Source organism: Amycolatopsis sp. A1MSW2902 (genome assembly GCF_017312175.1).
GTDB classification, from domain to species: Bacteria; Actinomycetota; Actinomycetes; order Mycobacteriales; family Pseudonocardiaceae; genus Amycolatopsis; species Amycolatopsis nivea.
The window spans coordinates 299,355-323,042 of the sequence record NZ_QJPO01000003.1 but is presented as its reverse complement, the minus strand read 5'-3'; the positions used below and the strand labels follow the sequence as shown (position 1 = coordinate 323,042).

At 69.8% G+C, this 23,688-nt stretch carries 26 protein-coding genes; 12 read left to right on the top strand and 14 right to left on the bottom strand.

From position 1 onward, the window contains the following. Positions 1-42 precede the first annotated feature (42 nt). The 3 genes from DMP23_RS44645 to DMP23_RS44635 are packed head-to-tail and all read left to right on the top strand — an operon-like array spanning position 43 to position 3,713. The gene (locus DMP23_RS44645) at positions 43-1,647 is read left to right on the top strand and encodes a DUF6923 family protein (RefSeq protein ID WP_337824835.1); all 1,605 of its coding nucleotides are present in this window, start codon (positions 43-45) and stop codon (positions 1,645-1,647) included. Next, on the top strand, positions 1,644-2,516 hold the full coding sequence (locus DMP23_RS44640; RefSeq protein ID WP_337824834.1) for a TIGR03621 family F420-dependent LLM class oxidoreductase: 873 nt from the start codon (positions 1,644-1,646) through the stop codon (positions 2,514-2,516). The genes DMP23_RS44645 and DMP23_RS44640 overlap by 4 nt, the downstream gene beginning before the upstream one ends. Before the next feature lie 6 nt (positions 2,517-2,522). After that, complete coding sequence (locus tag DMP23_RS44635) at positions 2,523-3,713, top strand: acyl-CoA dehydrogenase family protein (RefSeq protein WP_337824833.1); 1,191 nt, start codon at positions 2,523-2,525, stop codon at positions 3,711-3,713. On the opposite strand, the gene DMP23_RS44630 is transcribed toward DMP23_RS44635, so the two are convergent. The 5 genes from DMP23_RS44630 to DMP23_RS44610 form a co-directional block, all read right to left on the bottom strand. After that, the gene (locus tag DMP23_RS44630; protein ID WP_337824832.1) at positions 3,704-4,204 is read right to left on the bottom strand and encodes a nitroreductase family deazaflavin-dependent oxidoreductase; all 501 of its coding nucleotides are present in this window, start codon (positions 4,202-4,204) and stop codon (positions 3,704-3,706) included. The genes DMP23_RS44635 and DMP23_RS44630 overlap by 10 nt on opposite strands. 25 nt (positions 4,205-4,229) lie before the next feature. Then, positions 4,230-4,721: a pyridoxamine 5'-phosphate oxidase family protein gene (locus DMP23_RS44625; RefSeq protein WP_337824831.1), complete on the bottom strand. Its 492-nt coding sequence runs from the start codon at positions 4,719-4,721 to the stop codon at positions 4,230-4,232. Positions 4,722-4,728: 7 nt separating this feature from the next. After that, on the bottom strand, positions 4,729-5,166 hold the full coding sequence (locus DMP23_RS44620) for a hypothetical protein (protein ID WP_337824830.1): 438 nt from the start codon (positions 5,164-5,166) through the stop codon (positions 4,729-4,731). A 90-nt stretch (positions 5,167-5,256) separates the two neighbouring features. Beyond that, entirely contained in the window at positions 5,257-5,382 is a 126-nt protein-coding gene (locus tag DMP23_RS44615; protein WP_337824829.1) for a hypothetical protein, read from the bottom strand. A gap of 53 nt (positions 5,383-5,435) precedes the next feature. Then, positions 5,436-5,873 carry a MarR family winged helix-turn-helix transcriptional regulator gene (locus DMP23_RS44610; RefSeq protein WP_337824828.1) on the bottom strand — a complete coding sequence of 146 codons (438 nt, stop codon included), beginning with the start codon at positions 5,871-5,873 and terminating at the stop codon, positions 5,436-5,438. Between the two features lie 96 nt (positions 5,874-5,969). Between DMP23_RS44610 and DMP23_RS44605 the strand changes: the two genes are divergently transcribed. Then, a complete protein-coding gene (locus DMP23_RS44605; RefSeq protein ID WP_337824827.1) occupies positions 5,970-7,226 on the top strand; it encodes an alpha/beta hydrolase in 1,257 nt (418 codons plus the stop codon). 39 nt (positions 7,227-7,265) lie between these two features. On the opposite strand, the gene DMP23_RS44600 is transcribed toward DMP23_RS44605, so the two are convergent. Then, on the bottom strand, positions 7,266-8,195 hold the full coding sequence (locus tag DMP23_RS44600) for an NADP-dependent oxidoreductase (protein WP_337824826.1): 930 nt from the start codon (positions 8,193-8,195) through the stop codon (positions 7,266-7,268). 123 nt (positions 8,196-8,318) lie between these two features. Here DMP23_RS44600 and DMP23_RS44595 point away from each other — a divergent pair, with 123 nt between their 5' ends. The 6 genes from DMP23_RS44595 (at position 8,319) to DMP23_RS44570 (ending at position 12,556) form a co-directional block, all read left to right on the top strand. After that, positions 8,319-8,819, top strand: coding sequence for a MarR family winged helix-turn-helix transcriptional regulator (locus DMP23_RS44595; protein WP_037820690.1), 501 nt, complete (start codon positions 8,319-8,321; stop codon positions 8,817-8,819). Positions 8,820-8,850: 31 nt separating this feature from the next. Beyond that, positions 8,851-9,495: a helix-turn-helix transcriptional regulator gene (locus DMP23_RS44590; protein WP_134730031.1), complete on the top strand. Its 645-nt coding sequence runs from the start codon at positions 8,851-8,853 to the stop codon at positions 9,493-9,495. A gap of 32 nt (positions 9,496-9,527) precedes the next feature. Next, positions 9,528-9,995: a DUF3291 domain-containing protein gene (locus DMP23_RS44585; RefSeq protein WP_134730029.1), complete on the top strand. Its 468-nt coding sequence runs from the start codon at positions 9,528-9,530 to the stop codon at positions 9,993-9,995. 103 nt (positions 9,996-10,098) lie between these two features. Further along, the gene (locus tag DMP23_RS44580) at positions 10,099-10,578 is read left to right on the top strand and encodes a DoxX family membrane protein (RefSeq protein WP_200864202.1); all 480 of its coding nucleotides are present in this window, start codon (positions 10,099-10,101) and stop codon (positions 10,576-10,578) included. 39 nt (positions 10,579-10,617) lie between these two features. Continuing rightward, positions 10,618-11,844, top strand: a complete 1,227-nt coding sequence (locus DMP23_RS44575) for a hypothetical protein (protein ID WP_337824825.1) — start codon at positions 10,618-10,620, stop codon at positions 11,842-11,844. 103 nt (positions 11,845-11,947) lie between these two features. Continuing rightward, a complete protein-coding gene (locus DMP23_RS44570) occupies positions 11,948-12,556 on the top strand; it encodes a dihydrofolate reductase family protein (RefSeq protein ID WP_337824824.1) in 609 nt (202 codons plus the stop codon). Here DMP23_RS44570 and DMP23_RS44565 read toward each other — a convergent pair. From DMP23_RS44565 to DMP23_RS44550, 4 genes are read right to left on the bottom strand one after another with little or no spacing between them, the layout of a single operon-like run. Then, positions 12,519-14,288, bottom strand: coding sequence for a dipeptide ABC transporter ATP-binding protein (locus DMP23_RS44565; RefSeq protein WP_134730023.1), 1,770 nt, complete (start codon positions 14,286-14,288; stop codon positions 12,519-12,521). The two genes, DMP23_RS44570 and DMP23_RS44565, sit on opposite strands and share 38 nt — an antisense overlap. Position 14,289: 1 nt before the next feature. After that, positions 14,290-15,123 (bottom strand): ABC transporter permease, encoded by an 834-nt coding sequence (locus DMP23_RS44560; protein ID WP_337824823.1) that lies wholly within the window; start codon positions 15,121-15,123, stop codon positions 14,290-14,292. After that, positions 15,120-16,058: an ABC transporter permease gene (locus tag DMP23_RS44555; protein WP_337824822.1), complete on the bottom strand. Its 939-nt coding sequence runs from the start codon at positions 16,056-16,058 to the stop codon at positions 15,120-15,122. The genes DMP23_RS44560 and DMP23_RS44555 overlap by 4 nt, the downstream gene beginning before the upstream one ends. Then, entirely contained in the window at positions 16,055-17,557 is a 1,503-nt protein-coding gene (locus DMP23_RS44550; protein WP_337824821.1) for an ABC transporter substrate-binding protein, read from the bottom strand. Before DMP23_RS44550 ends, DMP23_RS44555 begins: the two co-directional genes overlap by 4 nt. 171 nt (positions 17,558-17,728) lie before the next feature. Between DMP23_RS44550 and DMP23_RS44545 the strand changes: the two genes are divergently transcribed. Next, positions 17,729-18,196 carry a hypothetical protein gene (locus tag DMP23_RS44545; RefSeq protein WP_134669021.1) on the top strand — a complete coding sequence of 156 codons (468 nt, stop codon included), beginning with the start codon at positions 17,729-17,731 and terminating at the stop codon, positions 18,194-18,196. A 35-nt stretch (positions 18,197-18,231) separates the two neighbouring features. On the opposite strand, the gene DMP23_RS44540 is transcribed toward DMP23_RS44545, so the two are convergent. Both DMP23_RS44540 and DMP23_RS44535 read right to left on the bottom strand, forming a co-directional pair. Next, positions 18,232-19,284: a LacI family DNA-binding transcriptional regulator gene (locus DMP23_RS44540; protein ID WP_337824820.1), complete on the bottom strand. Its 1,053-nt coding sequence runs from the start codon at positions 19,282-19,284 to the stop codon at positions 18,232-18,234. 105 nt (positions 19,285-19,389) lie between these two features. Beyond that, entirely contained in the window at positions 19,390-20,367 is a 978-nt protein-coding gene (locus DMP23_RS44535) for an NAD(P)H nitroreductase (protein WP_337824819.1), read from the bottom strand. A 212-nt stretch (positions 20,368-20,579) separates the two neighbouring features. Between DMP23_RS44535 and DMP23_RS44530 the strand changes: the two genes are divergently transcribed. Beyond that, on the top strand, positions 20,580-21,041 hold the full coding sequence (locus DMP23_RS44530) for an SRPBCC family protein (protein ID WP_037820677.1): 462 nt from the start codon (positions 20,580-20,582) through the stop codon (positions 21,039-21,041). Here DMP23_RS44530 and DMP23_RS44525 read toward each other — a convergent pair. Together DMP23_RS44525 and DMP23_RS44520 are read right to left on the bottom strand one after the other, a co-directional pair. Continuing rightward, positions 21,032-22,612 (bottom strand): phytoene desaturase family protein, encoded by a 1,581-nt coding sequence (locus tag DMP23_RS44525; protein WP_337824818.1) that lies wholly within the window; start codon positions 22,610-22,612, stop codon positions 21,032-21,034. The two genes, DMP23_RS44530 and DMP23_RS44525, sit on opposite strands and share 10 nt — an antisense overlap. 4 nt (positions 22,613-22,616) lie before the next feature. Then, the gene (locus DMP23_RS44520; RefSeq protein ID WP_337824817.1) at positions 22,617-23,687 is read right to left on the bottom strand and encodes an NAD-dependent epimerase/dehydratase family protein; all 1,071 of its coding nucleotides are present in this window, start codon (positions 23,685-23,687) and stop codon (positions 22,617-22,619) included. Position 23,688: the final 1 nt, after the last annotated feature.

The following is a 23,688-nucleotide window of genomic DNA, read 5'->3' as shown; positions in this document are numbered from 1 at the left end:
GCGCCGTGCGGCCCCGGGGACCGACCGCGGAGGAGAAGACCCGTGCCCCCTGCTCGACGCCTGCGCTCTGTCGCGCTCGCCCTCGCGCTCGTCCTGCCCCTGACTGCTGTCCCGGACGCTGCCGCCGCCACCCGCTACCGGGTCCAGCGGCTGGTCAGCGGCACCACGCTGCACTCGCCGAACGGCATCGCCCTCGCCCCGAACGGCGACCTGCTCACCGCCAGCCTCGCCAGCGAAACCATTTCCGCGGTGGACCCGCGCACCGGACGGAACCACACCCTCGTCGGCCCGCGCGACGGCCGTTCCGACGACCTCGCGGTGGCCCCCTCCGGCGAAATCCTGTGGACCGACCCGGTCGGCGGCGTGGTGAAAGGCCGCGCGCCGGACGGCCGGATCCGCACCGTCGCCCGCGACCTGCCCGGCGTCAACTCCATCGCGTTCGACCGGTCCGGCAAGCACCTGTACGTCGGGCAGCTGACCTTCGCCGACGCGCTCTGGGAGATCGACCTGGCCGGCCAGGCCGCGCCCCGCCTCGTCGTGCGCGATCCGGGCGGGCTCAACGCGTTCGCCTTCGGCCCGGACGGCATGATCTACGCGCCGCGATCGAAATACGGGGAAGTGGCCCGGGTCGATCCGCGAACCGGAGCGATTTCGGTGCTGACCCAAGGATTCCGGCAGCCGGTGTCCGTCCGCTTCGATCCACGGAACCGCCTCTACGCGCTCGACGGCGCGACCGGTCAGCTGGCCCGGATCGACCCGGACGGCGCCAAGCACACCGTGGCGATGCTGCCCGCCGCGGACGACAACATGATCATCGACCCCCGTGGGCAAGCTTATGTCAGCAACATGGCCGACAGTTCCGTCTCCCGAGTGGACCTGAACACCGGCGCCGTCACGGTCATTACGTCCAGTCGACTGGCTTTCCCCGCGGATCTCGCTTCCGACGGGCGCACGCTCTACGTCGCGGACGCGACCGCGCTGCGCACCGTGGACCCGCGCACCGGTGCGGTCGGCGAAATCCAGCGTCGGCTGTCGTCCTCGCTGGAGTTTCCGTCCGGGATCAGCGTCACCGCAGGGCATTTCGTGCTCGCCTCGGAACTGATCGGGTCCGTCCAGGTGGTGGACCGCCGCACTGGGAAGGTTGTCCGAGAGGTGCACGGCCTCGACAATCCCGCGGATGCCGTCGAACTGTCCGATGGCAGCCTGGTGGTTTCCGAACCCGCGAAGGGAAGGCTGCTGCGCGTCGTCGGCGAGGACGTCCGTCCGCTGGTCGAAAACCTCGGCGCACCAACGGGTCTTGCCGTCACGAAGCGCGGGACAGTTCTGGTCGCCGATGCTCGCGGCCGTCTCCTCGAGGTCGAACCCGCCTCCGGAAAGGTTCTCGAACGAGCTGCCGGACTCGGCGGACTGCGGGCCGTCGCGGTCCGGCCGGACGGAACGGCCGTCGTCCTCGACGCCACCGGTCATCGCGTGCTTTCGGTGAACCGGCAAGGAAAAACCGAGGTGCTGGCGACCGGACTCGACGTCGGCTACCTGGACGTCCCGTACGCCCGCTCCGGCGGTCTCGCGCTCGGCTCCGACGGGACTGTCTACGTCGCCGCGGACCGGCACAACGCCGTCGACGCGATCCGGAAGACCCGCGGATGACTGCACGGGAGTTCCGATTCGGCGTCAACCTGCTCACGCCGTCCTCGCGCGCGGAATGGCAGGCGCGGTGCCGCGAAGCCGAAGACCTCGGCTACGACGTCATCGCGGTCGCCGACCACCTGGGCATGCCAGCGCCGTTGCCCGCGCTTGTTTCGGCGGCCGAAGCCACCACCCGGCCGCAGCTCGCGGTATTCGTGCTCAACGCCGGGTTCTACAACGCGGTGCTGCTGGCCCGTGATCTCGCCGGAACGGACGCACTGCTCGACGGACGCCTCGAGGTCGCGCTCGGAACCGGCTACGTCAAAGCCGAGTTCGACCGCGCCGGGATTCCCTGGCGCAGCGCGTCCGAACGGGTCGACCACCTCGAGCGCACCGTGCTGGAGGTGGGGCGGCTTCTCGCCGACCCGGACCACCGCCCGAGCCCGGTCCGGCGGCCGCCGTTGTGCGTAGCGGGCAACGGCGACCGGGTCCTGCGGATCGCCGCTGAACACGCCGACATCGTCGCGTTCAGCGGGGCCGCACCCGGGCAACGCCCCGGCATGCTCCGGTTCCTCGGCGCGGACGCGCTCGCCGCTCGCGTGGACCACGTGCGGCAAACGGCCCCGCACCGCTTCGACGACCTCGAACTCAACCTGCTCATCCACGCCGTCACCCTCGATGGCGACCGCCAGTCCGCAGTCGACCGGCTGCCCCGGTTCGAGGCGCAACCGATCGATTTGGCGCAGGTGCCCACTGTCCTTTCCGGACCTCCGGCGGAGATCGCGGAAACCCTTCACCAGCACCGGAAGACGTTCGGCTTCAGCTACGTCACGGTGCCCGAACCGGCGATGCGCGATTTCGCTCGCGTCATCGCCGCGATGAGGAGCTGACCCCTGATGGCTCGTTTGGCCCGGACTGCGGGTTTGTCGGATGTGCAGCAGGAGATTCTGTCCACGGTGCGGTCGTTCGCGGACAAGGAGATCATCCCGCACGCGCAGGCGCTGGAGCACGCGGACGAGTATCCGGCGGAGATCGTCGAGGGGATGATGGAGATGGGCCTGTTCGGGCTCACCATCCCGGAGGAGTACGGCGGCCTGGGCGAGTCGCTGCTCACCTACGCCTTGGTGGTCGAGGAGATCGCGCGGGGCTGGATGAGCGTGTCCGGCGTGATCAACACGCACTTCATCGTGGCGCACATGATCACCCGTCACGGGACGCCGGAGCAGAAGCAGCATTTCCTGCCCCGGATGGCGACCGGTGAGGTCCGGGGTTCGTTCTCGATGTCCGAGCCGGACCTCGGGTCGGATGTGGCGGCGATCAAGACCCGGGCGCGGCGCGACGGCGACGACTATGTGATCGACGGCGCGAAGATGTGGCTGACCAACGGCGGCTCCTCCAACCTGATCGCGCTGCTGGTGAAGACCGACGAGGGCGCGGAGAAGGCGCATCAGAACCTGACGACGTTCCTGGTCGAGAAGCCGTCGGGGTTCGGCGAGGTGCTTCCGGGGCTGACGATCCCGGGCAAGATCGACAAAATGGGCTACAAGGGCGTCGACACCACCGAAGCGGTGTTCGACGGCTTCACGATCGGCGCGGACAAGGTGCTGGGAGAGGCGCCGGGCAAGGGCTTCTCGTACATGATGGACGGGGTCGAGGTCGGCCGGGTGAACGTGGCGGCGCGGGCGTGCGGGATCGCGATCCGGTCGTTCGAGCTGGCGATCGCCTACGCGCAGCAGCGGTCGACGTTCGGCAAGCCGATCGCGCAGCACCAGGCGATCGCGTTCAAGCTCGCCGAGATGGCGACGAAGGTCGAGGCCGCGCACCTGATGATGGTGAACGCGGCCCGGTTGAAGGATTCCGGCGCCCGCAACGACGTCGAGGCGGGGATGGCGAAGCTGATCGCCAGCGAGTACTGCGCCGAGGTGACCCAGGAGGCGTTCCGGATCCACGGCGGGTACGGCTACTCGAAGGAATACGAGATCGAGCGCCTGATGCGCGAGGCCCCGTTCCTGCTGATCGGCGAGGGCACCAGCGAAATCCAGAAAACCATCATCAGCCGCGGCCTCCTCCGCGAATATCAGGCCTGACGCGGGGCAAGCACCACGACCGGAATCTCGCGTTCCGTCCAATCCTGGTACTTCGCGAAATCCGCGTACAGGTCGACCAGCCGCGGCCAGAGCTCGCGTCGTTCGTCCGGCGACGCGACTCTCGCCGTGACCGGGACGTCGCGGCGGGCCTTGAGATGCACGCGGGTTTCCGGTTCCGCGCGCAGATTGAAATACCACTGCGGATGTTTCGGCAGCCCGCCCTGGGAGGCGACGATGACCAGGTCGTCGCCGGAACGCAGGTACAGCAGCGGCGTGGTGAACAGCCGCCCGGACTTGCGGCCTCGGTGGTCCAGCAGCAGCGTCGGCACGGGCTTGCGGAAACCCGCGCCGACGCGCCAGTTGTGGCCGACCCGGCCGTTGGTCAGGGTGAAGACTTTGACCTGTATTCGGGACATGTATTTCATGAGCGCCGCAGTCACCGGCGAGTCCAGGCCTTTCGGTGCCTGTGCGGGAAGGGAAAAGCGGCCCATCGTGACCTCCTGGCGGGCGAACGCGTCAGCGGGCGGTCGATCCGGCGAGCGGCATCGGGTCGAGCCCGAGCTTGCGGTGGTCCCAGGACCGGACCCGCTCCACGTCGACGCGGATCGCGACCCGTTTGCGGAGCATGAATTCCACCATCGGCTTCACCTCGTCGGTGTACTCGCCGTGGTATCGCTCCCACACGTTGACCCCGACCGCCCAGAGCGCGTCCGGATCGTCGACGACCTCGGCGCGCCCTTCGAGCGAGACGCCGCGCAGGACGTCGTAGGTCAGGCCGTCCTCGATCAGCACGGTGACGCGCGGGTCGCGGCGGAGGTTGACTGCCTTCTGCGCCTTGGCTTTCGTCTCGAACCACAGCACGCCGTCGATGACCGCGTACCACATCGCGACCGCGTGCGGATGCCCGTCGGGGCCGAGCGACACCAGCGTCGCGGTGCGCTGCGAGGCGAGGTAGGCCGACACCTCCTCGGGGGGCATCTCGATCTGCGCTCGCTGGTTGGCTCCCATCGGTTCCTCACTTCCTCCGGCGGGCCCCGGGCGGGCCGGCGAGTATCGAGGTGACGACGTCGACGAGGTCGCCGACGATCTGGCCGGTGGTCCAGTCCGCCGCGTCCGGCCCGTGCAGGCGGCGGGTGCGGCCGACGTCGCCGAGGACGTTCAGCGTCACGGTCATCGCCTGGGACAGCCGGAAATCGAGCGTGCGGCGGGGGATTCCGGGGCACAGCCGGTCCAGCTGTGCGACGAACGCGGCGTTGCGCTCGAAGAACGACTCGGCGACCGCGTCCAGCCCGTCGCCGCCGGTCGCCAGCAGCCGGCCGACCAGCCGGATCCAGCATTCGCCGCCCGATTCGAGCACCGCGACCACCGGCTGCACGAACGCGCGGGCCAATTCCCGTGCGGTGGCGTCTTTTCCGGGGGATTCCCGCAGCACCGCGTTCCGCTCGCCGGTCACCTGGTCGAGCCGGCTGCGCAGGGCCGCGTCGAGCAGGCCTTCCTGGGAACCGAAGTGGTAGTGGATCGCCGCGACGTTCGTCCGCGCCTCCTACATCACGGTCCGCAGCGACACCGCGCCGACGCCGTGCTCGGCGAAAAGCCGTTCCGCGGCGGCGATCAGGCGCTGCTCGGTCGCCTCCCCGCGAGCGGGGATCCGCGCGGCTTCGGTGCCCATGCCGCCGGACTCTATCAGCCGTTTCAATCACGTGATAGAGGCTGCCGCGAGGGTCAGAGCCGGTCGTACAGGTCGGCCAGCCGGGTGAGCACCGTGCCCGCGGCGTCGATCGCCTGCTCGTCGAGGTCTTCGGTCAGCTCGCGCAATCCGGCGGCGAGGACCTGCTCGCGCTCCTCGTGCCGGCGGCGGCCCGCGTCGGTCAACGCGACGATCGACGTGCGCCGGTCCCCGGAGGCGGCCCGTTCGCGCGTGACGTAACCGGCGTTGGCCAGGCCGTTGACCAGCTGGGTGACCGCCGCCCCGGTCGTTTCGACGTGCCCGGCGAGCTGGTTGACCGTCATCTGCCCGTGTTCGGCCAGGCTCTTGAGCGCGCGGGCGTGCGCGAGCGAAAGGGCTTCGGCGCTGCGGGTCGCGCGGCCGCGCAGCCGGGAATCGGCCGCGCTGAGCCGGTAAGCGGCTCGTGCCAGCCGGGTGATCGCCTCGTCGCCCATCGGGTCTTCTCTCCTGTGGTGCCCGCCGCATTCCTTGCCGCGCGGAGTCTAGCCGTGGCACATTAGCTAAGTACTTAGTTATTTGAGGAGGCGGGCATGGCGACACGTTCGGCCGGGCAGAGCTGGGCCCTGGACATCGCGCTGGCGCAGGGCGGCTTCGACGCGCTGCACCCGGAAGGCAAGGGCACGCTCGAACAGCTCGGGCACGATCACGCCGACTTCGACAAGGTGTTCGCGATGGTCCGCGCCGGAGCGATGCTGCCGAAGGCGTGGGCCGTCGTCGCGGGACAGGCGGAGGAGCGGGCCGCGCACCACGAGCGGCTGGGCTACCGCCGGACGGCGTCGGACCTGTACCTGCGGGCCGCGGTGATGTACGGCCGCGCGCAGTACTCGATCTTCGACTCCGCCGACGGACGCAAGGCGAAATTCCGCGAACGCTGCGATTCGTGCGTGGCGCGGCTGGGAGAGCTTCGGGGCCACACGGTCCGCCGGGTCGAGCTGGACTTCGAGGGCGGCAAGATCTTCGCTCTCCTGCACCTGCCGGCACAGCCGGTTTCCGGTGCCCCGGCGGTGATTCTCGGCCCCGGCATGGACATGATCAAGGAGGACTACATCTTCGCGGCCGAGCGCTACTACACCTCGCGCGGAGTCGTGGCGCTGTCCATCGAAGGACCGGGACAGGGGGAGACGCGGGCGCGCGGGCTGACCGTGACCCTGGACAACTACGAGCGCGCCCTCGAAACCTATGCCGCGTACCTCGCCGGTCTGTCCGAAGTGGACGAAAACCGGATCGGCATGTTCGGCATCAGCATGAGCGGGTACTGGGCCCTGCGCGCCGCGGCGACGCCCGGCACCCGCCTGCGCGCGGTCGCCGCGTTCGAGGCGGTGTCCGGCGATTTCGAGACGATTTTCGAGCGGGCGCAGCCGAGTTTCAAGAACAACTACCTGTACATGGCGGGCTACACCGACGAAGCGGCGTTCGACCGCGACCTGAAGGAGAAGATGCCGCTCGGCGACCTCGTGACCAGTATTCGTTGCCCGGTGCTGCTCGGCATCGGCGAATTCGACGAGCTGACGCCGGTGGAAAGCGCGCTCGAGACCTACGAAAAGATCCGTGCGCCCAAGGAAATGCGGGTTTACGAGGACGAATTCCACCCGCTGGGCGGCACGGCAGCGGAGGTCTTCGCCTTCGGCGCGGAGTGGCTGACGCGCGGTCTCGACGGGGAGTTCGACACGCTCGGGCGGGACGAGCGGTTCTTCGTCCACCGCGACGGCCGCACGACCGAGGGGACGGCGGACCCGCGTTGGTGGCTCGGGGCGACTCCGGCCGGTTTGGCGAAGGCCCGGAGCTAAGCGGTTCGAGCGCTGAAGCCAGCGCTCGAACCGGGGCTTTCATGGAGTGAGGACGGTCTTGCCGACAAGCTGTCCCGAGGCTGCTTCTTCGTGCACAGCCGGGAGATCGGCGAGCGGCCGCCGGTCGGCGACGGTGATCCGCAACGTCCCCGCGTCGACGCGCTCGACGAGTTCGGCCAGTTGCTCGGCGTTGCTGACGACGAACACCCGCGCCGTCCGGATGCCGCGTCCGGGATTTTCCGGCGGGGGAGTGGTGGTGCTGACCAGCGCTCCGCCGTCGGCGACCAGGCCGGCGAGCGCCGCGGTCTCCTCCGGAGTGGTGGGCACGAGGTTGAGCACGACGTCGAACGGCGCTCCGTCGACGGCGTCGGAAGCGAAGTCGAGGTGCCCGATGATCCGATCGGCTCCGTAGTCGCGGAGGCGTTCCGCGGTGCGCGGGCTCGAGGTCGCGGTCACCGTCGCGCCTGCCTGATGGGCGAGTTGAACGGCGAAGCCGCCGACCGCCCCGCCTGCGCCGTTGATCAGGATCGTCTGGCCCGCCTGCAGGCGAGCGTCGTCGAAAAGCGCCTGCCAGGCAGTCAATCCGCCGACCGGCAGCGCGGCGGCGTCGGGCAGCTCGACCGTCTTCGGGGCGGCCGCCAGCGCGTCGGCGGGAACGACGGCGTACTCGGCGGCCGCGCCGTCGGCGTTCATCGGCAGGAAGGCCACGACCGCGTCGCCGACCTGGCGTCCGTCGACCCGGGGACCGAGCTCGGCGATCGTCCCGGCGACCTCGATGCCCGGCACGTGCGGGAAGGTCAAGGGAAACACCTCCTGCAGGCCGCCCGCCCGGATCCCGAGGTCGACGGGGTTGAACGAGGTGGCGGCGACCTGGACGAGCACCTGCCCGTCGCCAGGAGCCGGCCGCTCGGCCTCTTCGAGCGCCAGGACTTCGCTTCCGCCGTAGCGGTGGTAGCGCACTGCCTTCATGACATCCTCCGTAATGTGTTTCGAAGTCGAAGCACCTCCGAGTATGCTTCGATATCGAAGCAAAGTCGCGGAGACGTGAGGACGGCCACAATGATTCGACTTCGAAGCATCTAGACTGGCGGCATGGCGGACGCGCTGGAGCCCAAGCAGCTCAACACCTACTTCGCGCTCATGGAGGCGGTGAACCTGCTGCAGCACGCCGTCAGCCAGCAACTGCGGGCCGAGGGCGACCTCAGCTACGTGCAGTTCGAACTCCTCGCCCGGCTCGCCGACTCCGCCGGACCGCTCACGATGACGGAACTGGCCGACGGCGTCGTGTACAGCCGCAGCGGCCTGACTCACCAGGCGGGCCTGCTCGAAAAGGCGGGCCTGGTCACCCGCGGCCCCAGTGCGGACGACCAGCGGGCCACCGTCGTCGGCATCACCGACGCCGGGCGGGAGCTGGTCGCGAAGGTGCTTCCCGGGCACATCGACGCCGTCCGCCGGTTGCTGTTCGCTCCACTGTCCACTTCGGACCTGGACGCGCTGGGCGGCATCATGACCCGCGTCCGCGACCACATGCGCGCCGAGCCGCCCCGGTCGGTCTCGACGCGGAGGAGCTCGAAGGGGAGCGGCGTCCTCTAACGCGCATTGTCGTTGTTCTTAGACTGGCGGCGTGGAAGACATCGAGGCGATCGCCGTCCTGCAGGACCCGGTCCGGCGGCGGCTGTACGACTACGTGGTCTCCCAGGACCACGACGTGAGCCGGAACGAGGCGGCCGAGGGGGCCGGGATCCAGCGCACGCTCGCCGCTTTCCACCTCGACAAACTCGTGGACGCCGGGCTGCTGGAGACGGAAAGCAAGCGGCTGAGCGGACGTTCGGGCCCGGGCGCCGGTCGCCCGGCGAAGCTCTACCGCCGGTCCGGAGCCGAACGCCAGTTCTCCGTCCCGGCGCGCGACTACCGCACCGCCGCCGACCTGCTGGCCGAGGTCGCCGAAGTCGCCCGTCTCGACACCGAACTTCAAGCCGCCGCCCGCCGCGAGGGCCGCGCCGCCGCTTGTCCGGTCGAAGACCTCGCCGCCGCGAAGGAACTGCTGGCCGCCCGCGGGTACGAACCGCGTGAGGACGGCGACGTCCTGCGCCTCGTCAACTGCCCGTTCCACGTCCTCTCGCAACGGCATCCGGGGCTGGTGTGCGGCATGAACCTGGCGCTGCTGGAAGGACTGCTCGACGACGCCGAAGGCCTGCGCGCCCGGATGGATCCGCGCCCCGGGCTGTGCTGCGTCGTTGTCGAGCCTTCTAAAAATAATGAGAGTTGACATAGAACGTCCGGCGATGGTGAGGTGAACGAGTGACGGAACATCACCTCGCCCAGCTCAACGTGGGCATCCTCAGACATCCCCTCGAAGACCCTCGGATGCACGGCTTCACGTCGATGCTCGACACGCTGAACGAGGTCGCCGACAACGCGCCCGGCTTCGTGTGGCGCCTGGTCGAGGACGGCGGCAACGACGCGACCTCGCTGCGGACCTCGCTCGGCGACGACGTCCTGGTGAACATGTCGGTCTGGGAGAGCCGCGACGCGCTGTGGGACTACGTCTACCGCAGCGGCCATCTGGACATGCTGCGCCGCCGGTCGGAGTGGTTCGAACTGCCGAAGGCGCCGTTCCAGGTGTTGTGGTGGGTGCCCGCCGGGCAGGTCCCGACGGTCGAGGAGGCCGTCGAGCGGCTGGAACTGCTGCGGGAGAAGGGACCCTCGCCGAGCGCGTTCGGTTTCCGGGACAGCTATCTGCCCGAAGGCGCCGCCTCCGCGCCGTGACGGTTTCCGCGACACGTCCGGTGGGTCGCCGGGACCGGCCCGCGGGATGGCTAGGGTGTCCGGCGTGGCGAACATGTCCCGTTGGTCGGATGAGAATGGCGGCTTGGACTTCGGTCTGCTGGTGCTGCGGCTGATGCTGTCGGTCGCGATGGGGGCGCACGGGCTCACGCAGGTCTTCGGCCTGTTCGGCGGTGCGGGCATGGCACATTTCGAGAACGTGTTGCGCGGCTACGGGTTCAGCCACAACATCGAATTCCTGACCTGGCTGACCGGCATCACCGAAGTCGCCGGCGCGGTCCTGCTGGCGCTGGGCCTGCTGACCCCGCTCGCCGCGGCAGGCCTGCTGGGCGTCGCGATCAGCGCGGTCCGGGTGAAGTGGTCAGGCGGCCTGTTCGGCACCAGCGGCCCGGGATTCGAACTGGAACTGACGCTCGCGGCGATGGCGCTGGCATTGCTGCTGACCGGCCCGGGGTGGTACGCCCTGGACCGGCACACGGCATGGCGGCAGAAACCCCTGGGCTTCGCGGTGGGCGGGTTGTTCCTGTCGGTATGCGCGGCGATCGGGGCGGGCTCGCTGTTCTGATCGTCGACGGCGGCAGGCCAGGTCTGGAAAGCTGATCCCGTGTTTGCGCGCAAAGACGACGGCATTGAGCTGAACGCGGAGTTCTCCGTGGTTTCCGACGGCGAGCGGTTGAGCCTGGTCATGGAGAGCGCAGGCGGCCGGAGCGCCGGGCCGCAGCCGCGCAACAATCAGTACAACGAGGCCTTGACGTTGTTGCTCCGCCGCCTTCGGGACCGGCAAGCGGTCGTGGTCTCCGGCGTGGTGGCGTCGTCGCAGGCCACCCGCCTGCCGGAGGAAGAGCGCAGCATCGTCCCGGTTCCGATCCATTTGGCCGAAGAGCGCGACATCGGGCAGCTGCGGCGGCAGATCACCCGGGCGTCCGGGAGGGTCGGCCTGAAAGACGGCGCAGCGAAAGAGGGCAACAACCAGAAGCGGATCGAACTGCGGCTGGAGGTTCGGGGTTGCGGGCCGGGCGACGCGGCGCAGCTCGAGGCGGATCTCGCCGCACCCTCGGCGAGCGAGGCCCTGGTGGGCGACCTGCTCCGCAGCCTCAAGGGCGAGACGATCCGGACGGTCACCGGCAAGGAGAACCGGATCATCGATGTCGAGGACGGGTCGGTGCTGGTGGGCACCGACCGGTCCCCGGGCGGGCAGGCCGTCCCCCTCGTCGACATCCAGTACGGGCTGGACGTGCTCACCGCGCGCGGCAAGATCCAGGTTTCCGTGGAGGAACTCGGTCACCGGAGTGCTTTCGTCGGGGCAGTCCTTGCCACGCTGCCGCACGTCACGACCACCACCTCCCCGGCAACGGTGACGTTGCACAGCTCTGCCGCCGAACCCGACGCGACGGACGTCCATTACGGCGAGCTGGACGTGCGGGCGCAGGTCAAAGTCCGGACCGAGCAGCGCAAGCTCCGCCGGTTGCTCGCTAACGAGCGCACCTCTGCGCTGTGTGCGTTGTGCGGCGATGAGTTCCCGGTGGACTTCCTGGTTGCCGCGCACGTGAAGAAGCGCGCAGCCTGCACCGACGATGAACGGCGGAATCTCCGCGACATCGCCATGCTCGCCTGCAGCTTCGGCTGCGACATCCTCTACGAGGCGGGTTGGGTGACGGTCGACGGAACCGGCTGCATCCGGACCGTCGAACTCGGCAAACTTCCCGCCGGGAGCCTGAAACTGCGCATGCAGCACCTGGCCGGTCGTCGCTGCGGGGCGCACCGGGAAGCTTCCGAGCCGTACTTCGCCTGGCACCGCACCACCACATTCCTGGGCAAGCTGGCTGACTGAGCCGACTCGGCACCGGATCCCGCTCAACGCATGGCGTTCCCGCCTCCTCGGTGCTATCTTCCTCCCAACCGCTTGCAAACCGCAATCACTCGGGAGGTCCGCCATGCCGGACACCACCTGTCACATGTCGATGTCGCTGGACGGGTTCGTCGCCGGGCCGGCGCAGAGCCGGGAGGACCCGCTCGGCAAGCGGGGGGTGGAGTTGCACGGCTGGCACATCGGCGACCCCCGCGCCACCGACGCCGACAAGACCGTCAGCGAGTGGCTGATGCGGCCCAGGGGTGCGTATGTGATGGGGCGGAACATGTTCGGTCCCGTCCGCGGCGACTGGGACGAGGACTGGTCCGGCTGGTGGGGCGCCGAACCGCCGTATCACGCGCCGGTGTTCGTGTTGACTCATCATCACCACGAGCCGATCGAGATGGAGGGCGGGACGACGTTCTACTTCGTCACCGACGGGTTCGACGCCGCCTACGCAGCGGCGTGTGAAGCCGCTGGGGACAGGGGCGTCGACATCGCCGGCGGGGCGTCGACGGTTCGGCAGGCGCTGATCGCCGGGGTGATCGACGAGTTCACGCTCGACATCGCGCCCGTGCTGCTCGGGTCGGGCGAGAGCATGTTCGACGGGGTGGAATCCTTCGGTTTCGAGCCCGTCGAGGTGCTGCATTCGCCGCTCACCACCCACATCCGCTATCGCCGCGCCAGCTCGTAGGGACCTCCAGTGTTGCGGCGAGCAGGCTCCGCGTGTACGGATGCGACGGCGCGGCGAGTACCTGGTCAGTCCGTCCTGACTCGACGGCCCGGCCTTCGCTGAGCACGACGACCTCGTCCGAAATGCTGCGCACGACCGCGAGATTATGCGTCACGAAGATCATCGAGGGTCCGTCGTTCATCAATGAGCGCAGCAATTCCACCACGGACGCTTGCACGGAAACGTCCAAAGCGGACGTCACCTCGTCGCAGATGATCAGTTTCGGCTCGCATACCAGCGCCCGGGCGATCGCGACTCGCTGGCGTTGTCCGCCGGACAGTTCCGCCGGGTAGCGGCCGCCCAGCCGGGCGGGGATCTCGACGCGGTCGAGTGCGGCGCGGGCCCGGCGGCGGCCTTCGCGGGCGGTTACGCCGAAATAGTGCCGCAGGGGGACCAGCAGACCGTCCTCGACCGTCCGATGTGGACTCAACGAGCCATAGGGGTTCTGGAAAACGTACTGCAGTTCGCGCCGGGTACGGGAATCTCGCCGGGCGGCGGCGGGCGGGACTGGCTTGCCTTCGAAGATCACCGAACCTTGCTGCTCGGTGTGCAGTCCGGCCAGGCACCGCGACATGGTGGTCTTGCCGCTGCCGGATTCGCCGACGACCGCGAGGCATTGGCCGGGCCGCAGGTCGAAGGAGACGTCGAAGACGACCTGTCGTCCGCGGTAGCTGGCGTTCAGGCCGGAGACCGATAACAGCGCCGCTTGGTCCGCGGCAGGTGGGTCCGGCTCGGGTGCGCGCGGCACGCTTCGCGCAGTCTGAGCTACTTCGTCCGCGCGGATGCACCGTGCGAGAGTGCCCGAAGCCGAGCGAGTCAGCGCCGGATGTGTTGTGCCGCAAGCGGTCGTGGCGTGATCGCAGCGTGGTGCGAAGACGCACCCGGCACGAGGATCGTCGATACCGGGCGCTCGGCCGCGGATGGGGACCAGCCGCTGCCGGTGGGTTGCGGAGGGGACGGCCGCCAGCAGAGCCCGCGTGTAGGGGTGCGCGGCGCGGGTCAGGACCTCGCGGGCGGGGCCGTGTTCGACGACCTCGCCGCCGTACATCACCATCACCTGGTCGGCGACGTCGGAGACCACCGCGAGATCGTGCGACACGTAGATCGCCGCCAGGTCGCGGGTCCGGCACAGGTCCCGGACCAGGCCGAGCACGCGGGATTGGGTGGCGACGTCGAGTCCGGTCGTCGGTTCGTCGAGCACGATCAGCCGCGGCCCGGCGGCGACGGCCATCGCGATGGCGACCCGTTGCTGCTGGCCGCCGGACAGTTGACGCGGGCGGCGGCGCAGGAACGCGTCGTCGCCGGGCAGTCCGACGGTGTCCAGCAGCTGTCGTACCTGGGGCAGCAGCTGGCCCGATCCCTCGGTCAGCTGGGTCGAGACACGCAGGGCCGGGTTCAGCGCGGTAGCCGGATCCTGGGGCACGTACGCGACTCTCCGGCCTCGCGCACGACGCAATTCCGCGGCGGGCAAGGAAAGCAGATTCACCCCGTCGACCACGACCTGTCCGCCCGTGATCTTCGCGCCGGACCTGGCGAAGCCCAGCAACGCGAGCGCGAGCGTGCTTTTTCCGGACCCTGACTCGCCGACCACGCCGAGGACCTCGCCCCGGCCGAGTTCGAAGCCGATCTCCCGGACGATGGGATTCCCGGCGGCCTCGACGGTCACCCCCGACACCACGACTTCCTTGCTCACGTCAGCTCTTTCCTTCCGTGCGGCTGACCGTCCGGGCGACGGACTCGGCGACGAGGTTGCCGCCGAGCGCCATCATCAGGATCAGCGCGATCGGCGCCAGCACGGGCAGCGGCGCGGCCGCCAGACCGTCCTGGTTCTCGCTGACCATGAGCCCCCAGTCCGGAGCGGGCGGCGCGATGCCGAAGCCGAGGTAGTTCAGCGAGGCGATCGCGGTGACCGCCCACACCAGCCGCATTCCGGTCTCCACCATCAGCGGCGACGTCACCCCGGGTAGTACCTCGCTGAGGACGATCTGCCGCCCGGGCAGTCCGTTCGCCTTGGCCCACAACACATATTCGCTGTCGAGCACCGGCAGTGCGGCACCACGCAGCACGCGCGAGACGCCGGGCGCGAACGCCACCCCGACGAGCGACGCGGTGAGCAGCGGGTGCCGGCCGAACGCAGCCACGAAAACCAGCACGAAGATGGTCTCCGGGAAACTCAGCACGACGTCCATCGCACGCATGAGGACGGTATCGGCGACCCCGTCGCGGTAGGCGGCGGTCAGGCCGATGAGTGCGCCGAGGACTACGCCGATGGCGGTGGCCAGCAGCGTCATCCAGGTGAGGGTGCCGCCTCCGGAGAGCAGGCGGCTGAGCACGTCCCGGCCGAGAAGATCCGTGCCCAGCGGGAATTCCGCGCTCGGTCCCTCCAGCGGCGGAGCGACGATGGCGGTCGGCGGCCACGGCGCGAGCAATGGGCCGAAGATGACGATAAATGCCGTAGCAGCAAGCAAACCGAGCCCCAGCCGGGCGCGTCCGGTCCGGACCGCGCGGCGCACCACCGAGACGCTCATCGGCTCCGCCCTACCGCGGCGAGGATGTCCGCGAGCAGATTGCACAGGTAGTACGTGGCCGCGAGGATGAGCACGCACGGCTGCAGGACCGGCAGATCGTGCGAGTTCACCGCGCTGACCAGCGCCGTGCCGAGCCCGGGGTAGGAGTAGACGTATTCGACCACCACGACGCCGGTGATCGTGACCGCGGCGACCAGACCGGCGGCGGGCAGGCTCGCCGCGATCGCGTTGGGCAGCGCGTGCCGGAACAGGATGCGGCGGCGGCTCAGTCCTTTGAGGACGGCCATCTGCACGTACTCGCTGTCCAGCGCGTCGATGACCGAAGCGCGGACGAGGCGGCCCAAGTACATCACCCCCATGAACGCGAGCGTGGCGACCGGCAGCACGAGTTCCGCCGGGTGCCACCACGGCAGATCGCCGGGCGGGATGTCCGAAACCCCCGGCAGCACCCCGAGCATCGAGGTGGCGAACAGCGCGATCAGGAGCATGCCCACGACGAACGGCGGCAGCGCCATGCTCAGCGACGTGACCGCGACGAACGCCTTGTCCGCGAAACTGTCGCGGCGCGCGGCGCTCAGCACTCCGGCGACCACCGAGAGCGGGAGGATCAGCAGCATCGAAATGAAGCCGAGGGTGAACGAGTTCAGGATCCGCGGTCCGAGGATTTCCGAGACCGGTTCCCGGTTCTGCAGCGACACTCCCGGGTCGCCGGTGAGCAGCCCGCCGAGCCAGCGGCCGTACTGCGTCACGAGCGGCTGGTCGAGCCCGAGCTGATGCCGCAACGCCGCGACTTGCTCGCCGGTGGCGTCCTTGCCGAGCACGATCCGGGCGACGTCGCCCGGCAACGCTTGCGTCACCAGGAAAATCAGGATCGAGACCAGCAGCAGCACGAGCACGCCGAGCACGAGCCGGCGCACGAGCCAGCGCGCGGTCATCCGACGGTCACCCCGGTCAGGAACGACAGCGGGCGGCCGTTCACGTCCGGCACCAGCCCGCGCACGGCCGGCCGGTGCGGCATCAGCACGTCGGAGAACGCGGGCGTGATGTTCGGGCCGCTCGTGTACTCGATCTCGTGCATCCGGTTCATGAGCGGGCACTGGTCTTTTTCGGGCGAGGAGAACAGCTTCCCGGCGAGCTTCACGAACGCGGGGTCGTTCCAGTTCGCGCCGTTGCCGATCCGGTCGGGCAGCAGCGAGCCGAGCACGGACGGCAGGTAGGGGACCGGGTTGTAGTCGACGTAAGCCGGCCACTTGCCCCATTTCGCCAGCAGTTCCGGCGTGGGGACCACGTTGACGCTCACCTTCACCCCGGCCTGCGCGGCGTTCTGCGCGAAGACCTGCGCCAGTTCCGACATGCCCGGCAGCAGGCCGTCAGTGGTGATCGCAAAGGCCAGATCAGTCTGCCCGGCCTCGGCCAGCAGCCGTTTCGCGGCCGCGACGTCCGGGGCGCGCTGCGTGATGTCCGGCGCGGCGCACGGGGGCGCGGTGGTCTCGTAATCGTTCGCGATCCGGGCGTAGCCGCTGAAGACGTTGGACACGATCTGCTGCCGGTCGACCAGCAGCCGCAAAGCCTGCCGCACCCGGACGTCGCTGAACGGCGGGACGGCCGTGTTGAGCCCGATCCGCAGGCTGAAGTTCCCTTTGCTGTCCAGCAACTGGATGCCGTCCCGGCCGACGAGGGACTTCGCGATCGTCGGACTCGTGTTCGAGGCGATGTCGACCCGCCCGGACAGCAACGCGTTCGCCTGAGCCTGCTGGCTTTGGTACTCGATCAGCTGGACCGCGCTGAGCTTCGGTTTCTCGCCCCAGTAACCGTCGAAGCGCTCCACTGTGGACTCGCGACCGGGCACGAACGACTTGACCGCGAACGGCCCGGTGCCGATCGGCTTCGCCGGCGCCGAACCGGTTTTGGTCATCGGCAGCAGGACGCTCGCCCAGATCTCCTTGAACGGACTGAACGGCTCGGTCAGTCCGACCCGGACAGTGAGCTTGTCCACCGCCCGGACCGAACCGGGATCGATCATCTGGATCAGCGCCAGACCTTGGGCGGCATGCGCGGGATCGCGCAGGTACTTGATGCTCGACACGACGTCGGCGGAGGTGAATTCGGTGCCGTCGGTGAACTTCACGCCGGGGCGCAGCGTGATCGTCCACTGTGTCCGGTCGGCGTTCGAGGTCATTCCGGTGGCGAGCCGCCATTCGGCTTTGCCCTCGGGGTCCAAGGCGGTGAGCCCCTCGAAGAGCAGGGAGCTGCGCAGCTCCTGGATCGGGCTCTGGGTGCCGACGTAGGGATTGAGGCTCTCGCCCGCATCGGCGGAAACGGCGACGCGGAGCGTGTTCGGCCCGCCCGCCGCCGCGTCGTACGGCGGGCTGCAGCCGGCGAGCAGCGCGGCGGCGAGCAGGAGGGTTGGCAGGCATCGGGGTCTGCGCGACACTGGGGACCTCCAGGGAAGCCAGAAATCTAATCGTTTAGATCTGCCGAGCGTCGCCACAGGGTACGGCCAGTTCCGGCACGAGGGAAGAGTCTACAAGTGGAGAAGCTAATCGTTTAGAGTGAGCTCCTGCCGGACCGCGACGTCCGGCGGAGCAGAGGAGGAAGCAGCCCCATGACCAGCCCGTACGAGCGTCTGTTCGTGAGGAAAATGCCCAACTGTCTCGACGATCTCGTCAACGAGGGAGCCGCGGCGGGCGTCGTCGAACCGCCCAACGTCGGCGAATCGCTCGCCCTCATGCGCGCGAAGGAGGTCCCGGAGAGCAAGATCCACCTCACCTACACGTGGATCAGCGAATGCGACACCCCCGTGCAGTGGGTCAAGGAGCACCAGCACGACTACGACGAGGTCCTGATCTGGCACGGGAACAACCCGGCGGACCCGGACGACCTCGGCGCGGAGATCTACCTCGACATCGAGGGCGTCCGCCACGTGATCACGACCAGCGGTTCGGTCTACCTGCCCGCGGGCACGCGGCATTGCCCGCTCGGCTTCACCCGGGTGGATCGCCCGTTCCGGTTCAGCGCGCTGTCGCTGAACGCGGAGTACGCGTCGGACGAGCACAACACCCTCGCGGTTTAACGGATCGCCCCGCCGTGATGGCCGCGGCGGGGCGGTTATCCGGTTGCGGTGGCTTTGCCGTGCGCGGTTTCCTCGGCGGCACCGGGTTCGCAGCCGCAGGTCACGCCGATGCTGAGCGTTCCGTCCAGCACGGACGAAACACCGCGCCCGTCGAGCGCGTCGAAAGCCCGGACCGCGAATTCCTCCAGCGGGACGCGGACCGTCGTGAGCGGAACGTCGCCGAGGCGGGCCTCGCGGGTTCCGTCGAAGCCCACGACCGCGAGGTCTTCCGGCACGCGCAAACCCAGGCTGTGCGCGATGCGGATGGTCACCAGCGCCTGCTCGTCGGTGGTCGCGTAGACCGCGCGGATCCGGCGGCCGCTCGTCAGCACCTCGCGTACCGCGCGGCCCGCTTCGACCTTGTCGAACGACGTCCGGACCAGCCTGCCTTCGGTGGGCAGCCCGGCATCCGCCATCGCGCGCCGCCAGCCGCCTTCGCGGCCTTTCGCCGGTCCTACCGCGAATTCGCCTGCCACGCACAGAATGTCTTCGTATCCATGCCCGAGCAGGTGTTCGGTGACGAGCCGCGCGCCGTCGAAGTCGTTGAACGCCACGCTGGGCGAGTCGTCCGGTGCTGCCCATTGCAGGTACACGCACGGCGTTTCGGTCGACAGCCGCGGCTTTTCGCCGGTGGTCACGAAAATCCCGCGCGGACGCAGTTCGGAGAACGCTTCGCCGTACTCGTCGGCGAGGCCCGGTCGGTAATCGGTGTTGCCGAGCAGGGTGAGCAAACCCCGGCGCCGGCCCTCGGCCTCGAGGCAGCGCGACATCTCGCCGAAGAAAGCGTTCGCGGTGTCCGGCACCAGCAAACCGACCAGATTGGACCGTCCGCCGCTCAACGCGCCGGCGAGCGGGTTGCGCCGGTAGCCGAGCATCCGGATGGCGTCCTCGACCTTGCGCCGCGTCTTTTCCGCCACCGGACGGGGTCCGTCGTTGAGGACGTAGCTGACCACTGCCGTCGAGGTCCCGGCCAGCCGCGCGACATCGGAGAGAACCGGCCGGCGCCCGGGACGCTCGGCGCGGGGGAATTCGCCGGTTTCCGCTGCCACGGTGCCACTCTAAAGCACCGGCGCGAGAGCCGCGTCCATCCGGCACAGTGGGAAGTGGACGGCGCGGCGGTGACCGAACTTTCCGCCGACCGCAGGCGAAGCAGGTCAGCCGCCGTACCGCGCCGGCGCCTGGAGCGGTTCGAGGACGTCGTCGACGCTGGCGTGCGACCGCGTCCGCTGGAGCCGTTTCACGCCGACCGGCGGCCGTCCCACCCACAGCACCGCCTGGGGCGCGTGCCCGAGCGTGACGCGTTCCGCGAGCGTCTCGCGCATCCGGCGGCTGGCCCGGCTCAACCGGCCGGACGAGAGTCCGTGGACGGTGGCGGTCAGCAGCACCGAACTCAGCGCCTCTCCCGCGCGCAGCCAGGCGAGGTGATCGTCACCGGGCGTGCTGAGGACGACCAGCGTCGCGCCGTCGCTTCGCGGTTCGGCTTCGCTTCGGGGGATTCGGTATCCCGCGCCTGCGCGGACGAGGACGCCTTGCGGAGCCGCCAGGGATGCGCTTCGCGCATACGCCTCTTCCCGAGGCAGCTGAGCAGGAACCCGTGCGCTCTCGCCGAGCGCGGTCATGAGGTACCTGCGGACCGCGCGGTCTTCCACTGGGTGCAAGACCGCGCCTTCGCGGGCGGCGGCTTGCGAAAGCCGGTCAAGGCAGTCCGACGGCACGGGCCGTCCGCCGCACGGCCGCAAATCCTCCCGGCGGCGGGCGATCGACGTCGCCAGAGCAGTCTCTCCGGGAGCCGGTTCGCCGGGATGCGGCGTCACTACGGCCAGGTGGCCCGGTTCCAGTGGGCACGGCAGCCGGTCCACCGTGCAGGCCCAGCCGAGACCGGCGAAGGCGACCCGGAGGTGGTGCAGGGCCGCGCCGCTGGCGAGCGTCTGCCATCGCCCGGCGGAGTCGTTGGCGGCTCGCCAGTTGGCCGGGTCCGCGTACAGGTGGAGGGTGCGGTACCCGGTGCGCCAGTGCCAGAACGGGGCGTCGGAGGCGCCCGGCGCGAGGAGAGCGGCGGCCACCGCCGCCTCGACGGCCGCGGGTCCGGGAACCCGCGAACTCGCCAGTGAATTCGGCCGTGGATTCGGCATTGTTGCTTCCCGCTCGGGTTGGGGGGAGTGCGTCCGGTCGGTGCCAGGCTCCATGGTGCGCTCCCTCGGCGGCCCGCGATAGGGGCCGGGGTTCATCAATTCGGAGCGACCTGCGTCCGCGAAGCTCGCGGTCCTCGCGTCCGGGCGGCGGCCCGGCCCGGAGTTTGCCCGTCTCCTCCGGGGGAATCCGGCGGGAAACGAGGAGGAGACGCATGGTCGAAGTGAGCCGGACGGTGCCCGCGCCGCCGGAAGCGGTGTTCGAGGTGCTGGCGGACGGCTGGTCCTATTCCGGCTGGGTGGTGGGCAGCTGCCACATCCGCGACGTCGACGCGAGCTGGCCCCAGCCGGGCGCGCGGATCCACCACAGCGTCGGCGGATGGCCGGTGCAACTGGAGGACACCACGGTGGTGCTGGCGGTCGAACCCGGCGTTTCGCTGGAGCTGGAAGCCCGGGGCGGCGCGCTCGGCACGGCGCGGATCGAGCTGTCGCTGGCTCCGGACGGCGAGGGCCAGACGATCGTGCGGATGGCCGAGCGGGTGACGAGCGGGGCGGGCGGTTTGGTGCCGGAAAGCGTGCTGGCACTGGTGCTGGGGCCGCGGAACCGCGAGTCGCTGGCACGGTTGGCGGCGTTGGCGCTCGGGCGGTGGCGGGGGACCGGAGAGAGTCAGCCGTAGACGGCCCGGTTCGCCGCGCGGATCACCGCGGCGTACCCCGGGCCGAGCAGGTGCTCGCGGGCCAGCGCGGCGCGGGCGGCGTTCGCGCCCGGCCCGCCGTGGACCGCGCCGCCGGGGTGCGCCGCGGCGCCGGCGAGGTACAGTCGGTCGACCGGCGTGTCGGCCCGGCCGAGTCCCGGCACCGGACGGAAGAACAGCTGCTGGTGGATCGCCGTCGTGCCGCCGTTGATCGCGCCGCCGACGAGGTTCGCGTCGTGGTCGGCCAAGTCCGCCGGGCCCTGCACCCGGCGCGCGAGGATCAAATCCCGGAACCCCGGAGCGTTGCGCTCCACCGTCGCCTCGATGCGTTCGGCCTGTCGCCGCACCGTGTCGCGGTCGCTGCCGCGCGGGACGTGCGTGTACGCCCATACGGATTCTGTACCGGCAGGAGACCGCGTCGAATCCGCTGTCGTCATCTGACCCAGCAACAGGAACGGCTGCTCCGGCACCCGGTCCCGGGCCAATTCCGCGCCGAAAGCGGACAACCCGTCCTCATCGCATCCTAAATGGACGGTTCCGGCGCTGCGGGCGTCCTTCGCGGTCCACGGGATCGGCTCGGACAACGCCCAATCGAGCTTCACCGTCGCACTGTCCCATTCGAACACCCGGAGATCCGCCAGCAACCGCGAAGGCAGCCATTGCGGTGCGACGAGCTTGCCGTACAACGTCTCCGCGGTGACGTCCGCCAGCACCGCCTTGCGAGCCCGGATCGGCTCGCCGTCCGCGCAGCGCACCCCGACCGCCTTGCCGCGCGCCACCAGCACCTCGGTCACCGGTTTTCCACAATGGACAGACCCGCCCTTGGAGCGGAGCCTGCGCACTAATGCGGCCACCAGTTCGCTCGCCCCGCCCTCCGGGACTGGGAATCCGACGTCCTGGGCCAGCATCCCCAGCAACCAGCCGAAAACCGCGCTCCCGGCGTTGTCGACGGAAATGTCGCTGTGCGCGGCGGTTCCGGACAGCAGAAGCCGGGCGCCCTCGCCCTCGAACCGTTCGCGGGCGAATCGGCGGGCGGGCAGCGTGAGCATCCGCGCGAGCCGCAGCACCTCGGCGGTTCCGGTGCGGCGCAGGAACCGGGCACCGGCCCGCACCGGCGGGAACGGAGTGAACAGCGCGTCCAGGAATTCGTCGCGGAATCCTTGCCATTGCGAGAAAAGCTCCCGCCACGATCGGGCGTCTCCGGGAGCGAACTGCGCGATCGATTCCGCGGTGCGGTCGAGGTCTCGGGAGAGGACGGCGCAGCGGTCGTCCGGGAAAACGTGCGCGAGCGCGTCCGGCGCGTGGAGCCAGCGCAGGCCGTGCTCTGTCAGGTCGAGGCCGCGGAGCACCGGGGACACCGCGCCGAGCGGGAAGAACGCGGCGCACAGGTCCGAGCGGAAGCCTGGGGCGGTGATCTCCTCGGTGCGCAAGGCCCCGCCCGGAACGGGTTGTTCTTCCAGGACCACGACATCCCAGCCCTCGTCGGCGAGCAGGTTCGCCGCGACGAGCCCGTTGTGCCCGGCTCCGATGACGATCGCGTCGGCGGTGTGCACGGGTTCAGGCCTGCGACTGGCGGGTCGGACGGCCCCTGCCCAGCGCCCTTGCGCGGTCGAGCAGGCCGGGGCGCGAAGAGGAGAGCGGGGCCGACGGCGCGCCGTCCTTCCGGCGCATCCCGGCGACCAGGTCCTGGACGGTTTCGGCCGAGCTGTACCGCGGCGTCCAGCCGAGCACGAGCCGCGCCCGCGAGGCGTCGACCAGCGCGGCCTGATCAGCGAGCTCAAGCCAGCCGGGGTGCAGCGGCTGGAGCCCGGCCAGCCAGGCCGCGCGAGCGACCGTCCGCGCGACCGGCTTCGGTACCGCGATCCGGGTACCACCGACGGCGTGCGCGAACGCGGAAGCGTCGAGCACGTCCTCGGCGGCGAGGTTGAACGGACCGACCGCGCGCTGTTCGAGAGCCAGCCGGAACGCTTCGGCGACGTCGTCGGTATGCACGGCCTGGAGCCGCAGACCCTGCCACAGCGGCACCGGCGAGAACCGGCCGCCGATCAGGCGAGGCGGCAGCGCGGGCGGGAGCAGCCACCGGGTGAATTCCCCTGCCGCTCGCCGTTGCAGGATCGCGCACGGGCGCATCCACGCGACGGCGACGTCCGGGTGCGCGGACGTGAACAGGTCTAGTGCGTCTTCCAGATCCGCTTTGCCCCGGCTGTACGCGCTGGCCGCGATCCCGCGACAGGGCCAGTCCTCGGTGACTTTCTCGTCGTTCGGCTCCGGCGCGTAGGCGGCTGCTGACGACGCGCACACCACCTGTCCGACGCGTGCCTTGCTGACCGCCTTCAGGACGTTCGCGGTGCCGCCTTCGTTGGTGCGCGCCATCGGCGGGTCGCTCCAGGCGGGGGAGATGGCCCAGGCCAGGTGCACGACTGCGTCCGCACCGGTGAAGATTCCGGTCAGCAGCTCGTCGGCATCCGGCGCGCCGATGTCCACCGAATGCCATTCCGCGCGCGAGTACGGCTCAGCGGCGCGATCCGGCACCCGGCGGGCGACACCGGCGACGTCGTGGCCGGGTCCGAGGGCACGCAACAGCGCGGTGCCGACGTTCCCGCTGGCGCCTGTGATCACGATCCGCATG

Excerpts from the sequence above, each read along its gene's own strand:
- DMP23_RS44640 (WP_337824834.1), top strand. The coding sequence starts at position 1,644 with ATGACTGCACGGGAGTTCCGATTCGGCGTCAACCTGCTCACGCCGTCC.
- DMP23_RS44635 (WP_337824833.1), top strand. The coding sequence starts at position 2,523 with ATGGCTCGTTTGGCCCGGACTGCGGGTTTGTCGGATGTGCAGCAGGAG.
- DMP23_RS44630 (WP_337824832.1), bottom strand. The coding sequence starts at position 4,204 with ATGGGCCGCTTTTCCCTTCCCGCACAGGCACCGAAAGGCCTGGACTCG.
- DMP23_RS44625 (WP_337824831.1), bottom strand. The coding sequence starts at position 4,721 with ATGGGAGCCAACCAGCGAGCGCAGATCGAGATGCCCCCCGAGGAGGTG.
- DMP23_RS44615 (WP_337824829.1), bottom strand. The coding sequence starts at position 5,382 with ATGGGCACCGAAGCCGCGCGGATCCCCGCTCGCGGGGAGGCGACCGAG.
- DMP23_RS44610 (WP_337824828.1), bottom strand. The coding sequence starts at position 5,873 with ATGGGCGACGAGGCGATCACCCGGCTGGCACGAGCCGCTTACCGGCTC.
- DMP23_RS44605 (WP_337824827.1), top strand. The coding sequence starts at position 5,970 with ATGGCGACACGTTCGGCCGGGCAGAGCTGGGCCCTGGACATCGCGCTG.
- DMP23_RS44600 (WP_337824826.1), bottom strand. The coding sequence starts at position 8,195 with ATGAAGGCAGTGCGCTACCACCGCTACGGCGGAAGCGAAGTCCTGGCG.
- DMP23_RS44595 (WP_037820690.1), top strand. The coding sequence starts at position 8,319 with ATGGCGGACGCGCTGGAGCCCAAGCAGCTCAACACCTACTTCGCGCTC.
- DMP23_RS44570 (WP_337824824.1), top strand. The coding sequence starts at position 11,948 with ATGCCGGACACCACCTGTCACATGTCGATGTCGCTGGACGGGTTCGTC.
- DMP23_RS44560 (WP_337824823.1), bottom strand. The coding sequence starts at position 15,123 with ATGAGCGTCTCGGTGGTGCGCCGCGCGGTCCGGACCGGACGCGCCCGG.
- DMP23_RS44555 (WP_337824822.1), bottom strand. The coding sequence starts at position 16,058 with ATGACCGCGCGCTGGCTCGTGCGCCGGCTCGTGCTCGGCGTGCTCGTG.
- DMP23_RS44545 (WP_134669021.1), top strand. The coding sequence starts at position 17,729 with ATGACCAGCCCGTACGAGCGTCTGTTCGTGAGGAAAATGCCCAACTGT.
- DMP23_RS44535 (WP_337824819.1), bottom strand. The coding sequence starts at position 20,367 with ATGCCGAATCCACGGCCGAATTCACTGGCGAGTTCGCGGGTTCCCGGA.
- DMP23_RS44530 (WP_037820677.1), top strand. The coding sequence starts at position 20,580 with ATGGTCGAAGTGAGCCGGACGGTGCCCGCGCCGCCGGAAGCGGTGTTC.
- DMP23_RS44520 (WP_337824817.1), bottom strand. The coding sequence starts at position 23,687 with ATGCGGATCGTGATCACAGGCGCCAGCGGGAACGTCGGCACCGCGCTG.